The sequence below is a fragment of the Ruegeria sp. N7 genome, from assembly GCF_056531345.1.
Genome location: NZ_JBQFLR010000013.1, coordinates 15,290 through 29,644, shown reverse-complemented (window position 1 = coordinate 29,644; position 14,355 = coordinate 15,290). Strand labels below are relative to the sequence as shown.

General features: G+C 58.7%; 14 protein-coding genes. 12 read left to right on the top strand and 2 right to left on the bottom strand.

Features of this window, described 5'->3' with window-relative positions; translation table 11 throughout:
- Positions 1-35: 35 nt before the first annotated feature.
- From ACR0ES_RS14305 to rarD, 12 genes are all read left to right on the top strand, one after another.
- Complete coding sequence (locus ACR0ES_RS14305) at positions 36-1,208, top strand: thiolase family protein (protein ID WP_480871110.1); 1,173 nt, start codon at positions 36-38, stop codon at positions 1,206-1,208.
- 73 nt (positions 1,209-1,281) lie between these two features.
- Entirely contained in the window at positions 1,282-1,737 is a 456-nt protein-coding gene (locus ACR0ES_RS14300) for a GAF domain-containing protein (protein WP_267365668.1), read from the top strand.
- Between the two features lie 100 nt (positions 1,738-1,837).
- Positions 1,838-2,356: a GNAT family N-acetyltransferase gene (locus ACR0ES_RS14295; RefSeq protein WP_480484097.1), complete on the top strand. Its 519-nt coding sequence runs from the start codon at positions 1,838-1,840 to the stop codon at positions 2,354-2,356.
- A gap of 126 nt (positions 2,357-2,482) precedes the next feature.
- Positions 2,483-3,052, top strand: a complete 570-nt coding sequence (locus tag ACR0ES_RS14290) for a helix-turn-helix domain-containing protein (protein ID WP_480774086.1) — start codon at positions 2,483-2,485, stop codon at positions 3,050-3,052.
- Positions 3,052-3,675, top strand: a complete 624-nt coding sequence (locus tag ACR0ES_RS14285) for a LysE family translocator (protein WP_480774085.1) — start codon at positions 3,052-3,054, stop codon at positions 3,673-3,675. The genes ACR0ES_RS14290 and ACR0ES_RS14285 overlap by 1 nt, the downstream gene beginning before the upstream one ends.
- A gap of 4 nt (positions 3,676-3,679) precedes the next feature.
- Positions 3,680-4,060: a GFA family protein gene (locus tag ACR0ES_RS14280; protein WP_267365883.1), complete on the top strand. Its 381-nt coding sequence runs from the start codon at positions 3,680-3,682 to the stop codon at positions 4,058-4,060.
- A 16-nt stretch (positions 4,061-4,076) separates the two neighbouring features.
- Positions 4,077-6,530 (top strand): GcvT family protein, encoded by a 2,454-nt coding sequence (locus tag ACR0ES_RS14275; protein WP_480871108.1) that lies wholly within the window; start codon positions 4,077-4,079, stop codon positions 6,528-6,530.
- A gap of 14 nt (positions 6,531-6,544) precedes the next feature.
- Positions 6,545-7,579 carry an alcohol dehydrogenase family protein gene (locus ACR0ES_RS14270; protein ID WP_480871175.1) on the top strand — a complete coding sequence of 345 codons (1,035 nt, stop codon included), beginning with the start codon at positions 6,545-6,547 and terminating at the stop codon, positions 7,577-7,579.
- 11 nt (positions 7,580-7,590) lie between these two features.
- Positions 7,591-8,484 carry a homocysteine S-methyltransferase family protein gene (locus ACR0ES_RS14265; RefSeq protein ID WP_480871106.1) on the top strand — a complete coding sequence of 298 codons (894 nt, stop codon included), beginning with the start codon at positions 7,591-7,593 and terminating at the stop codon, positions 8,482-8,484.
- A 10-nt stretch (positions 8,485-8,494) separates the two neighbouring features.
- A complete protein-coding gene (locus ACR0ES_RS14260) occupies positions 8,495-9,469 on the top strand; it encodes a GlxA family transcriptional regulator (protein WP_480871104.1) in 975 nt (324 codons plus the stop codon).
- Between the two features lie 89 nt (positions 9,470-9,558).
- Entirely contained in the window at positions 9,559-12,012 is a 2,454-nt protein-coding gene (locus ACR0ES_RS14255) for a GcvT family protein (protein WP_480871102.1), read from the top strand.
- Positions 12,013-12,272: 260 nt separating this feature from the next.
- Positions 12,273-13,178 (top strand): EamA family transporter RarD, encoded by a 906-nt coding sequence (rarD, locus tag ACR0ES_RS14250; RefSeq protein WP_267363579.1) that lies wholly within the window; start codon positions 12,273-12,275, stop codon positions 13,176-13,178.
- Here the strand turns inward: rarD and ACR0ES_RS14245 are convergent.
- Complete coding sequence (locus tag ACR0ES_RS14245; protein ID WP_480484090.1) at positions 13,169-13,882, bottom strand: SGNH/GDSL hydrolase family protein; 714 nt, start codon at positions 13,880-13,882, stop codon at positions 13,169-13,171. The genes rarD and ACR0ES_RS14245 overlap by 10 nt on opposite strands.
- Positions 13,883-13,886: 4 nt before the next feature.
- Positions 13,887-14,297, bottom strand: coding sequence for a nuclear transport factor 2 family protein (locus ACR0ES_RS14240; protein ID WP_209504951.1), 411 nt, complete (start codon positions 14,295-14,297; stop codon positions 13,887-13,889).
- Positions 14,298-14,355: the final 58 nt, after the last annotated feature.

Here is a 14,355-nt window from a genome sequence, read left to right as displayed (position 1 = left end):
GTATTCAAGGGCCGGACGACAGGAGGATTATCCGGATGAGAGATGTTGTTATTGCAGGTGCTGCCAGAACGCCAATGGGTGGTTTTCAGGGCATGTTCGACGGTGTCGCAGCATCCGAGCTTGGCGGCGCAGCGATTCGTGCCGCGTTAAAGCAGGCAGGGGCGCAGACGGTTGACGAGGTGTTGATGGGATGTGTCCTGCCCGCAGGCCAGGGGCAGGCACCGGCGCGCCAGGCGGGTTTCGCGGCGGGCTTGGGCGAGGAAGTTCCTGCCACCACGCTGAACAAGATGTGTGGTTCCGGGATGAAGGCGGCGATGATGGCCTTCGACCAGATCGCATTGGGTCATGCGGAAACAATGGTCGCCGGAGGGATGGAGAGCATGACCAACGCGCCCTACCTGCTGCCGAAAATGCGGGGCGGTGCGCGCATCGGTCATGGTCAGGTGATCGACCACATGTTCCTTGACGGGCTGGAAGACGCCTATGACAAGGGCCGCCTGATGGGAACCTTTGCCGAAGACTGCGCCGAGGCGTATCAGTTCACCCGCGAAGCGCAGGATGAATATGCCTTGAAATCCTTGTCTAACGCACTGTCCGCGCAAGAAAGCGGTGCTTTCGACGGCGAGATCGTCCCCGTCACAGTGCGCACGCGAAAGGGTGAGGTTGTACAGACCGTCGACGAGCAACCCAAATCCGCCCGTCCCGAGAAAATTCCGACACTGAAACCGGCTTTCCGCAAGGACGGGACAGTGACCGCCGCCAATTCCTCGTCAATTTCCGACGGCGCGGCGGCGCTTGTTCTGGCATCGGCTGAGGTGGCAGAAGCGCGAGGACTGACAGTTCGGGCCCGGATTCTGGGACATGCCAGCCATGCTCAAGCGCCCGGACTTTTCACGACTGCACCGGTTCCGGCGGCGCAAAAGCTTCTGTCCCGCATCGGTTGGAACAAGGATGATGTCGACCTGTGGGAGGTCAACGAAGCCTTCGCAGTTGTGCCGATGGCTTTCATGCACGAAATGGGATTGCCGCGCGACAGGGTAAACGTAAATGGCGGGGCCTGCGCCTTGGGCCATCCTATTGGCGCATCTGGCGCCCGTATTCTGGTCACTTTGTTGAACGCGCTCGAGAAACGAAATCTCAAGCGGGGGGTTGCTGCAATCTGTATCGGCGGCGGTGAAGGAACAGCTATCGCGATCGAACGCATTTGACCCTTCATCTTTTTCGAAATACTCCGGGGGTTCGGGGGCGGCGCCCCCGAGTTTTCCAAGGGGTTCGGGACCTATGACCGTCGATTACAGCGCGCTGGCAAGTACAATTGCAGCATTGACCGAAGGCGAAACCGATCAGGTTGCCCTGATGGCTACCGTTGCTTGCGAGGTCCACTATTCCGACGACCGTTTCGACTGGACCGGGTTTTACCGGGTGACAGAACCGGGCTTGCTTAAAATTGGCCCGTATCAGGGTGGCCATGGCTGCCTCGTCATCCCGTTCGAACGCGGCGTCTGCGGGGCGGCAGCGCGCACCGGCGAAGTGCAACTGGTGCCGGATGTGGATGCGTTTCCAGGTCACATCGCCTGCGCCTCGTCCACCCGATCCGAATTGGTTCTGCCGGTCCGGAACGCATCGGGCGAACTGATTGCAGTTTTCGACATCGACAGCAATCAACCCGACGCGTTCTCAACCGAAGATGCGGATAACCTGTCCGCGATCCTGTCAAAGACCTTCGCACAGGCCTGATTGATTTTCGGTCTGTACAAGGTGCGCCTACCGGTTTCCTCTTTTCGATTTCGCTCGGGGTTTGATAAAACAGGAAAGCCCGAACCGTATTGGATTAACCATGGTCCCAGGCCATTTCCGAACTCCGCGCCTCTCGGTTCGCAACTGGAAGGTTGAACTCGCCGATCCGCGATTGCGGGTTCGGCTTGAAGATGATCTTGTCACGCTTCTGACCCCTGAGGTCCTGAAACACCTGCCGCCCCCGATGCAGTTGCAGGGCCGGGAGATTTCGAACTGGATTGATGAAAGACGTGCTGAAAGCGATATTCTGCTTGCGCGCCAAAGCCGCGGTAACCACCTGATCGGCCTCATGGTGTTGGCCATGAGTTCTGACACCGAGGCAATTCCAAGCCTTCACATCGGCTATTTGATTGCTCAAACCGCTTGGGGGAATGGTTACGCCCCCGAGTTGCTGCAAGGCTTGCAGGACGCATTGACGCCTGGGCCTGCCGTGCGTCTCATTGCCGGGGTCGGGCGTGACAATCCAGGTTCAGCCCGCGTTCTGGAAAAAACAGGCTTTACGCTTTGGCCGGAGCGCGCCTCGGACACCGCCGATATTTATGTTTACCATATTAGCTGAGTGCCCGAGCCGTCAGGGCATTGCCAATCCGAAATATAGATTCACGTGAAAAAATGCTTGGAAATTTCATGAAATCGAGTCATCGTGAAAAAAGAGGTGAAATTTTCACGAACGTTGGAGCTATCCTTGAACAGTCAGGCCCCGCAAAGTGCGACACTCGGTGCTGATATCCGCGCGCTGCGCAAGGCGCGAGGATTGACGCTGAGTGACATTGCGATCCGGCTGGACAGGTCTGTGGGCTGGCTCAGCCAAGTTGAGCGTGACATGTCCGAGCCGTCGATTTCGGACCTCAGGCAGATCGCGGAATGCCTTGGCGTACCCATGTCGATGTTGTTTGCGCATTCGGCGGCACCGGCGGACGAGCAGGGATATGTCGTGCGTGCCGGCTCGCGCCGCCCCATGGGGTCGGGCGAAGAAGGGTTGATCGAAGAGCTGCTCTCACCGGATCTGACCGATGATTTTGAAATGGTGCATTCCACCTTCAAACCCAACTCGCAGATGCAGACACCGGCCAATCGCCCGACTCAGGAAGTCGGATACATGATCTCGGGCAAGTTGGACCTGACAATCGGGGCGCGCGCGTTCACGGTTGGGCCAGGTGACAGTTTTCGGATCCGACACGAACCTTATCAATGGGCCAACCCTTACGACGAGCCCGCTGCGGCCATCTGGGTCATCGCCCCGCCGGTCTACTGATGTCGTTCGAAGCCTGGACCATATTCGCGTTTTTCTGGGTGGTTTTCGTAACCACGCCGGGCCCAAATGCGGTCAATTGCATCTCGAACGGGATGAGCCTTCCGTTTCCAAGGGCAATGCTAGGCGTATTGGCTATTCTCACGCAGGCCAGCGCCTTTCTGATCCTGTCTGCGCTGGGTGTGACCGCCCTGATCGCTGCATCGCCGACCGGGTTCTTTGTCGCCAAGTTGATTGGCGCGGGATTTTTAATCTGGTTGGGGATTCGCGGCTGGATGAATGCGACAAGACCCGCACCAGCCTCCGAGCGTCCGGCGCGACATGTGTATCTGCACGCGCTTGCAGTGGCCACGATCAATCCCAAAAGCGTCGCCGGATATCTGGCCGCGTTTTCGCAGTTCGTTCAGCCCGAGGTCCCAATCTGGCAGCAGATGGGGGTTATCATGCCGACCGCGCTGGTCATCACCACACTCAGCTACACCGGCTTTACGGCGCTGGGCGCCTTGATGGGCAGGGCAGCGCTGGGCGCGGTGTTCAATATCTGGGTGCGCCGGATCATGGCGGCCTGTTTTGTCATCTACGGTGTGTTGTTGGGGACCAGCACCACACCCGCAATAAGGGGGTAGTCAGATGCACAAAGGATCCTGCCTTTGCGGCTCGGTCGCGTTCACGATCGACGGAGACCTGTCGCCACCTTCGGTCTGCCATTGCGGACAGTGCCGCAGACAGTCGGGCCATGTCTGGGCTTCGACTTCGACCCATAAGGACAACCTGAGTTTCTCGGCCAGTGACACACTCAGCTGGTATTGCGCGTCTGACATCGCCCGGCGCGGATTTTGCAGCAAATGTGGCTCGTTCCTCTTCTGGCAACACAACCAGGAAGACACGATTTCGATTTCCATGGGCGCGCTGGACGCACCCACAGGTCTTTCGCTCTCGAAGCACATCTTTGTGGCTGACAAGGGCGACTATTACGACATCACGGACGATCTGCCTCAAGAGGCACAGTAACAAGGATCAAAAACGCATGAGTGATTTTCCAACAAAAGCCCGCGTGGTCATAATCGGTGGCGGTGTGGTGGGGGCTTCCTCGCTGTATCACCTTGCCAAGAAAGGCTGGACCGATTGTGTTCTGCTGGAAAAGAACGAACTGACTGCCGGGTCGACCTGGCATGCGGCAGGGAACGTTCCGACCTTTTCGACCTCATGGGCGATCATGAACATGCAGCGCTATTCGACCGAGCTGTATGCGCGTCTGGGTGAGGAAGTCGATTACCCGATGAACTACCACCAGACCGGTTCGATCCGACTGGCGCATTCGAAAGAACGTGTGCAGGAGTTCGAGCGCGCCATGGCGATGGGCCGCTATCAGGGTATCCCGATGGAAATGTGGACCCCGGAAGAGGCGAAAGAGCGCTATCCCTTCCTGGAAACGCACGATCTTGAGGGTGTTCTCTACGACCCGACGGATGGTGATATCGATCCGGCGCAGCTGACCCAGGCGCTGGCCAAGGGCGCGCGCGATATGGGGCAGAAGATCATCCGTTTCTGCCCGGCGACAGGCGTGACGCAGCATAATGACGACACCTGGACCGTGCACACGGACAAAGGCGATATAGCCTGTGACTATGTTGTGAACGCAGCCGGATACTATGCGCAGCGTGTGGGCGAATGGTTCAAGCCCTTCGGTGGCCGCACCGTTCCGGCAATGGTCATGAGCCACCAGTACCTGCTGACCGATGAAATCCCCGAGATCGATGCATGGACCAAGCAAAGCGGTGCCAAGCTGCCGTTGCTGCGTGATGTGGATGTCTCTTACTACCTGCGGCAGGAAAAGAACGGCTTCAACCTTGGTCCTTACGAGCCCAACTGCAAGGGCCACTGGATGACCGAAGACGATCCGATGCCGGATGATTTCAGCTTTCAGCTGTGGAATGACGATCTGGACCGCATCGAAGATATCGTCACCGATGCGATGGAGCGAGTGCCGCTGATGGCAACCTCGGGCGTTGGACGCGTCATCAACGGGCCGATCCCCTATGCGCCTGACGGGCTGCCGCTGATCGGCCCGATGCCCGGTGTGAAAAACGCGTTCGAGGCGCATACTTTCACCTTCGGCATCGCGCAGGGCGGTGGCGCAGGCAAGGTTCTGGCCGAGTGGGTCGTTGATGGCGCGACCGAATGGGATATGTGGGCCGTCGATCCGCGCCGCTATACCGATTACACCGATCAGGATTATTGCAACCAGAAAGGCATGGAAGTTTATGGCAACGAATATGCCATGCACTTCCCGCACCATGAATGGCCTGCCGCACGCGACAAGAAGCTGTCGCCCGTGCATGACAAGGTGATCGCGCACGGCGGTGTCATGGGGGCCTATAACGGCTGGGAACGCGCCAACTGGTTTGCACAGCCCGGTGATGACACCTCGCTCGACGCGACCCACACTTGGGGACGGTCCGGACCGTGGGAACAGCGGATCAAGGAAGAATGTGAGGCCGTGCGCGATCATTGTGGCGTGTTGGACCTGCCGGGCTTCTCGCGGTTCAAAATACAGGGGCCGGGTGCTGATGAATGGCTGCGCGGTCTGGTTGCAGGGGCATTGCCCAAGATTGGTCGGGTTGGGCTGGTTTACTTCGCAGATGACCGCGGGCGCATCCTGACCGAAATGTCGGTCACGCGCGAGGCCGAAGACCTGTTCGTTCTGGTCACTGCAGCGACCGCGCAATGGCATGACCGTGAATGGCTTGAGCGTCACATACCTGCCGATGCCGAGTTCACGCTGGAAGACTGGACAACGCGGATGAGCACGCTGATCGTTACCGGGCCTCGATCTCGGGACATTCTCAGCAAAGTTACCGAGGCCGATCTGACCTTGCCGTGGCTCAGCTTTCAGGAAAGCGAAATCAAAGGCGGATGGGTCGCTCTGCTGCGTGTCTCATTCGCTGGTGAGCTGGGCTGGGAAGTTCACGCTGAAAATGCGGATATGCCTGCGATCTACGACGCGATCATCGATGCCGGTGCCAAGCCGTTCGGGATGTATGCGCTGAACTCGCTGCGGATCGAAAAAGGGTACCGCGCCTGGAAGGGCGATCTGTCGACCGACTATTCCCTGCTTGAAGGCGGGTTGGAGCGTTTCGTCAAGCTGGACAAACCGCAGGACTTCCCGGGCAAGGCTGCAATCCTGAACGAAAAGCAGCAAGGCGTGAAAAAGTCCTTCGTCACCCTGACTGTTGATGCGGGCGATTGCGACGCGCCGTATATGTCCTGCATCTGGCATGGCGATGAGATCGTGGGCGAAACCACATCCGGCGCATGGGGCTACCGTGTTGGTAAATCCATCGCGCTGGGCATGATCCGGGCCGAGCTTGCCAATCCGGGAACTGAGCTTGAGGTCGAAATCTACGGCCAGAAATGCCGCGCCGTGGTAGAGCTGGACCAGCCGCTCTGGGACCCCGAGAACGAGCGGTTGCGCGCGTGACGCTTCCGGCGACCATGTCCGGCGTCTATCTGACCGGCCATGGCGGGCCAGAGGCGCTGGAATGGCGTGACGATATCCCTGTCCCGGCCCCTGGGCCAGGGCAGGTGCTTGTTCGGGTCGCTGCAGCAGGCGTGAATAACACGGACATCAACACGCGGGTCGGCTGGTATTCATCGGATGTCACCGGTGCGACGGATGCCGTCGATCAGGATATTGAAGCCGGCGGATGGGGTGGCGCACTGAACTTTCCCCGCATTCAGGGGGGCGATCTGTGCGGGATCGTTGAAAAGGTTGGGCCAAACTCGGGGTTCAAAAAGGGCCAGCGCGTGACTTGCCCGATCAACCTGCCGCGTCCGCGCCCCGGCAGCCCTCAGGGCTTTATTGCGCTCGGGTCTGAGATTGATGGCGCTTTTGCCCAATACTGTCTGGTTGAAGCAAATGACCTTTATGACGTAAGTGCATCGCCCCTGTCAGACGTGGAAATTGCGGCCATTCCATGTGCCTTTGGTACTGCCGAAAACCTGCTGACGCGCGCGGGCGTGACGGCAGGGCAAAAGGTTCTGATCACCGGCGCGTCAGGCGGCGTTGGTCTGGCGGCGGTGCAGCTTGCTGCGCTGCGCGGAGCGTCGGTTTGGGGTGTGACGGCGGCAGCGAAGGCAGAGGTCGTCAAATCCCAAGGCGCGTTGGGCACATTTGGCCGGGATGAGCTGCCGCCGCAGGATATGTTCGACGCGGTTATAGATGTGGTGGGCGGGCCCGCATGGGCATCGCTGATCCTTGCCCTGAAACCCGGCGGGCACTACGCCGTTTCGGGGGCAATTGCCGGCCCGATTGTCGAGGCTGATCTGCGAGACATCTATTTGCGCGATATCACCATCCACGGCTGCACGCATCAGGCGCCCGAAGTCTTTGGCCGCCTTGTGGAGTTGATGAATACCGGACGGATCAAACCACTGGTTTCCCGAACCTACCCGTTGAAGGATATCGCCCGCGCACAGGCTGATTTTCAGGCAAAGACCCTTCCGGGTAAACTCGTGCTGCTGCCTTAAGGAGCAAGGACATGACAAAGATCACTCTGTTGGACGGTTCAATCGGACAGGAACTGGTCAAACGCAGCGGAGACCGGGCGACGCCGCTATGGTCCACACGTGTGATGATCGACCACCCTGATCTGGTCGGCGCGGTGCATGGCGACTACTTCCGCAGTGGTGCCACGGTTGCGACCACCAATACCTACGCCGTCCACCGCTCACGCCTGGTGCGGGTGGGGATGGAGGACCAGATGCCCGCCCTTATCGACAGTGCCCTGACGCAGGCCGAACGTGCCCGTACTGAGACCGGGGGGCGGATTGCCGGGTCTCTGGGGCCGCTTCTGGCATCTTACCGACCCGACCTGAATCCCGACCCGGCAGAAGCGGCGGAAAAGTTCGCTGAACTTGTGGCCTTGATGGCTGCACGCGTCGATCTGTTTCTGATCGAGACAGTATCTTCGGTGCAGGAGGCCGAGGGCGCGCTGCGTGGAACGACCGGATGTGGCAAACCAGTCTGGCTGTCATTCACGGTCAATGACGACGATGGCCGTCGCCTCAGGTCCGGCGAACCACTAAGGGATGTCGCGCCTTTGGTAGAAGAGTTTTCGCCTGACGCGCTGCTGATCAATTGTTCGCGCCCCGAAGCGATCCCGGCTGCTCTGGGCATCCTGTCCGGCATGAACAAGCCCTATGGCGCTTACGCCAACGGCTTTACACATATTTCGGATGAGTTTCTAAAGGACGCGCCGACAGTGGATGCGTTGGATCAACGCCATGATCTTGGTCCCGATGCCTATGCGGATCACGTCATGCGTTGGGTCGGTCAGGGGGCTACGATTGTCGGCGGGTGCTGCGAAATTGGCCCGGACCACATCGAAGCGCTGGCCAAGCGGCTGCGTGCTGTCGGGCACGAGATCGTCTAAGGTGACAACGATGAGGAAAGTTGCTTTTGAATCACCGCAGGCGATACAGCAACATTTCGATATTCTGGTCGCACCCGGATTTGTGCTGCTTGAACTGGCCTCATTGGTCGAGGTTCTCAGGCTGGCAAATCGTGTGTGTCCGAAGCCGCCGTTCACTTTTGCCTATCGGTCGCTCAGAGGTGGCCCGATCTCCAGCAGCAGCGACGCGGTGGTGCAAACGGAACCCGTGCAGAACCAGCCCAAGGCGAATTATCTTTTCGTGATCGGCAATTCTGACCCGGATCACCCAGACTTGTCTTTGGGGCGGGTGGTGTCGGACTATACTTTCCGCGATGCCAAGGTGTTTTTGCTGGCGGAAGCGGCCAGCCGGTATATCGACGAACAGGGTTCAGACGATTTGGCAACCCATTGGGAGAATGCCTCGTTCCTGCGGGAACGCGGGGCCCGGTTTGAAGCCAAGCTGTCGATTGCAACCGAACAGGGCGCCGTTGTGACCTGTGCCGGAATGGAGGCGACAACAGATGTCGCGCTGGCAGTAATCGGTCGCCATATCTCAGGGCCTGCAAAGATGACCGTGGCGGACATCATGTTGCATGAAAACATCCGGGATTTCGCCTCGATGCAGCCATTCTCGGGGGTAAAGTTGACGGCGACCGGAGATGTGAAGCTGGATCAGTGCATCAAGCTCATGCAGGCCAATATCGAAGACCCTCTGCCGATCAATCAGATCGTCGATTCGCTACAACTGTCGAACCGTTCGCTTGAGCGTAAGTTCAAAACCTTCTTTGGCACCACGCCCAACGGATTCTATCGCGAAATGCGGCTCGCCAAGGCCAATAACCTGCTTCTGAACACCACTATGAGCGTTCGCGAAATCGGATTGGCCTGTGGTTTTCCGAACGGGTTTTCCTCTGTTTACAAAAGCTTCTTCGGGGTCACACCTTTTGTCGTTCGGCGGGAAAAGCGGGCCTCGACACATCGGTGAAAACTGCTGATCTTGTGACGTTTTTGGTGCATTTGTTGTCGATCTTCCGTGGCAGTTTACGCCAAACCTGACACAGCGGAGATTTCAGGATGGTTGATCTTCCCAGCAAGGCCCGAGTGGTCATCATCGGTGGCGGCGTCATCGGATGTTCGGTCGCCTATCATCTGACCAAGAAGGGCTGGACCGATGTTGTTCTGCTAGAACGCAAGCAACTGACCAGCGGCACCACCTGGCACGCGGCGGGCCTGATCGGGCAACTGCGCGCGTCTTCCAACATGACCAAACTGGCGCGCTATTCCGCAGAGCTCTATCTGGGCCTTGAGGAAGAGACCGGTGTCGCCACCGGCCTGCGTCAGGTCGGGTCCGTTTCGGTCGCCCTGACCAGTGAGCGGTTGGAGGAGCTTCACCGAAATGCGGCAATGGCCCGCGCCTTTGGCGTGCCGGTCGAAGAGCTTTCTCCGACCGAAGTCAAAGAGCGATATGAGCATATCAACCTCGACGGCGTGGCAGGTGGCGTTTGGTTGCCAACCGATGGCCAGGCGGATCCTGCTAATATTGCCTTGGCGTTGGCCAAGGGTGCGCGTCAACGCGGTGGGGTGATCAAGGAACGGGTGAAGGTGACCGGGATTTCCCGGCACGGACGGCGCGCGACCGGTGTCGACTGGGTCAGTGATGACGGGCAATCCCAAGGGCATATCGCCTGTGATATGGTTGTCAATTGCGCGGGAATGTGGGGGCGCGAGGTAGGCAAGATGGCCGGCGTGAATGTGCCGCTGCACGCCTGCGAACATTTCTATATCGTCTCTGAACCCATTGAAGGGTTGAGCCAGATGCCGGTTCTGCGGGTGCCAGATGAATGCGCCTACTACAAGGAAGACGCGGGCAAAATGATGTTGGGCGCATTCGAGCCCAATGCCAAACCCTGGGCCATGAACGGTATTCCCGACAACTTCGAGTTCGACCAACTGCCCGAGGATTTCGATCACTTCGAACCGATCCTCGAAGCGGCGTGCAACCGGATGCCAATGCTGTCCGAGGCGGGTATTCACACCTTCTTCAACGGCCCCGAATCCTTTACTCCCGACGACGCCTATCACCTGGGTCTGGCGCCCGAGATGGACAATTTTTGGGTCGCGGCCGGGTTCAACTCGATCGGTATCCAGTCCGCCGGTGGCGCGGGCATGTCCCTGGCCGAGTGGATGGATACCGGTGAAAAGCCCTTTGATCTGGGCGATGTTGATATCGGACGGATGCAGCCGTTTCAGGGCAATAAGAAATACCTTTATGAACGCTCAAAAGAAACGTTGGGGCTGCTCTACGCCGACCACTACCCCTATCGCCAAAAAGCTACGGCACGCGGTGTGCGCCGAACCCCGTTCCACCATCACCTGAAAGAACAGGGCGCCGTTTTTGGTGAAATCGCTGGTTGGGAACGGGCCAATTGGTACGCGAATGAAGGGCAGGAGCGCGAATACCAGTACAGCTGGAAGCGCCAGAACTGGTTCGAGAATTCCGCAGCCGAGCACAGAGCCGTGCGCGAGAATGTGGGCATGTACGACATGTCTTCCTTCGGCAAGATTCGCGTGGAAGGCCCTGATGCCGAAAAGTTCATGAACTACATCGGCGGGGGTGACTACTCAGTCCCTATCGGCAAGATCGTTTATACGCAGTTTTTGAACCGCACAGGCGGGATCGAAGCAGACGTCACCGTGACCCGCCTGACCGAAACCGGCTATCTGGTCGTGACCCCCGCAGCAACACGCTTGGCGGATCAGACATGGATGATGCGCCATGTCGGCGATTTCAGTGTGGTCATTACAGATGTCACAGCGGGTGAAGGCGTTCTCGCTGTCATGGGGCCAAACGCCCGGGCTCTGCTGGAAAAGGTCTCGCCCAACGATTTCACAAACGCGACCAACCCCTTTGGTACTGCCCAGCAGATCGAGATCGGAATGGGCCTGGCCCGTGCACATCGCGTGACCTATGTGGGTGAGCTTGGGTGGGAAATCTATATTTCCTCAGACATGGCGGGCCACGTCTTTGAGACCCTGCATGAGGCTGGTCAGGACATGGGGCTGAAGCTGTGTGGTATGCACATGATGGACAGCTGCCGGATCGAAAAGGGTTTCCGGCACTTCGGCCACGATATCACCTGTGAGGATCACGTGGTTGATGCTGGTCTTGGCTTTGCCGTCAAGGTGGACAAAGGCTGTGATTTCATCGGGCGTGAGGCGGTGATTGCACGAAAAGAAAGCGGCCCGAAAAGCCGTCTGGTACAGTTCCGTCTGACCGACCCTGAACCGCTGTTGTTCCACAACGAGCCGATCGTGCGTGATGGCGAATATGTCGGCTACCTGAGTTCCGGCAATTACGGTCATAGCCTCGGTGGTGCCGTCGGAATGGGCTATGTCCCGTGCGAAGGTGAAAAGGCCGCAGACGTTCTGGGTTCAACCTATGAGATCGATGTTTGCGGCGTGAAGGTTAAAGCCGAAGCATCGCTTAAACCGATGTATGACCCGAAATCCGAACGGGTGAAGGTCTGACAGACAGGGTAGGGGGCGCTGCCCCCGCCGCCCGTGCCGGGCGACTCCCCCGGGATATTTTGGGCCAGATGAAGTGCGGATCCCTTGCTTCACCTGGCTCTAAATATCCCGGAGCGCGAGGCAGAGCCTCGCAATTTTAGGGGCAACAGCTGCGGTCAGCAAACTTATCACAAATCGTTATGTGACACTTCACTGTTTTCAGAGTTTTCAATCCGTTCAGTTCTGCCGTAAACGGAACCGGTATAAACCGGAGAGCCTTCGTGACACCCACGCCATTACCACCTCAGAATGTGGATACTCCCAAAGGTTTGGCTTTGGCTGTCACAGCGTACGTCATGTGGGGATTCCTGCCGCTTTATATGAAGGCGATGGATCACATTGGACCTGTCGAGGTGGTGGCGCATCGGGTTATCTGGTCTGTTCCGGTTGCAGGTTTGCTGCTGGTCGCGCTGGGGCGCACCCGGGACTTGAAAGCTGCACTGGGCAATCCCCGGATGCTGGCCATGGCGGCTTTGACGGCGGCGCTGATTTCCGTGAACTGGGCGATCTATGTTTGGGCGATCTCGACGGGGCACGCGCTGGACGCGGCGTTGGGGTATTACATCAACCCGCTGTTCAGTATCGCGTTAGGCGCGATTTTGCTGCGTGAGCCCCTGACGCGGACCCAGCTGTTCGCGGTGGGGCTTGCCGCGCTGGGCGTTCTTGTGCTTGTGCTTGAGGCTGGGCGACTTCCCTGGGCGGCGCTGGGTTTGATGGTCAGTTGGGGTTTCTATGCATTCTTTAAGAGATCCCTTCCAATTGGTCCCAACCAGGGTTTTCTGCTTGAGGTCCTGATCCTTTTGATCCCGGCCCTGGCCTATGTCACCTGGCTGGGTGTGCAAGGCACAGGCCATTTCGGCGCAGCGATGTCCGATACCGCATTGTTGTCCTGCGCCGGTATCGTCACGGCGGTGCCATTGCTGGTCTATGCGAACGGAGCCAAGCTGGTGCGCCTGTCGACCATGGGCATCCTACAATACATTGCGCCGACTATGATTTTCATTACAGCCATCACTCTGTTCGGTGAGAAGATCGACACCGGACGCATGATCGCATTCCCCCTGATCTGGGTGGCTTTGGTCATTTACTCGATCCCATTGATCCGGCAGGCGCGGGCTCAGGCCTGAAGCAACAGGCGTGCTGCAGCATCTGCCCACAGCGCATAGGCCCGGGGGCTTGGGTGATAGCCGTCCGGTGCCGCCAGGGCCGGGTCGTCGGGCAGATCAAGCCTCAGGTGCAGCACATGGGGATGGACGGACACAACCTGTTGCAACGCATTATCCAGCCGCGCAGCCTGACGGCCAAGCACCCAGGCCAATGGATGTGGCAGGGCCGGAAACCTGTTCATTTGCGGAACGCCGGTGATGACTATTCGCCGCGCCCCCAGTTCGTTTGACAGGATGTTGATAAGCTGCGCCTGGCGATCCGCAAATGTGCGGCAAGAGACGGCGCGGGTGACGTCATTCACCCCCAAAGCCGTGACCACCGCATCGAATTCGCCCTTTATGCCCCTCAGGCGGTCAATCGTATCCAGCGTCGTGTACCCTGTGGTGGCCTCAAGTTGCCACTCAACCGTGTGATTTCTGGCCAGCCGGTCCACAAGCTGTCCCGACAAGGCCTGCGCCTGAGTTCCCGCGCCCACTCCGGCCGCCGAGCTATCGCCGGTGATCAGCAAACGAAGGCGGGGGCCACGCCCTGTTCGGCCCTCTCGCGGGCCAGTTGGCTCTGGCAAAAGCCGGGCGTTGCGGCGCACCAAAAGCGCTTGCGTGGCCAGAACGGGCAGCAAGGGCACACGTAGTACCTGGTCGGGTGCTATCAGGGCGCGCATCATCAAGTCACGTCAGGGCGTTTTTGAATTCCAGAAAACGAGCGTCAGTCATCACGCGCGCCATCATCGCCTCGCGTAAAGCGCCGACTGTTTTGTAGGGGCGCATGGCGACTTCGAAGATTTGGATCAAACCGGCCTCGTTCAGTGTAATGAGGTCAACGCCAATGCCGTCCAAATCTCCAATCTTGCATTGAAATTCCAGCGCCCAATCGTTGCCGGCGCCCATGACCCGGCGATACCGGAAGTCGGAAAAGACCTGCCCGACATGGCCAAGTACGGCAGCCACAGGTGCGCGCCCGGTCCACGTACTGTAATAGGTTGGTGGCAGGAACTGCACATCTTCGGCCAGCAGATCGTGAATCAGCGCCTCATCGCCCTTGGCGACAACCTCTTGTAGTCGTTCAATTGTCGGGTGCATGTCCTGTCCTCCTGCGCAGAAGTTCACCGAACATGGCCGGGCGCGCAAGGACGACGTT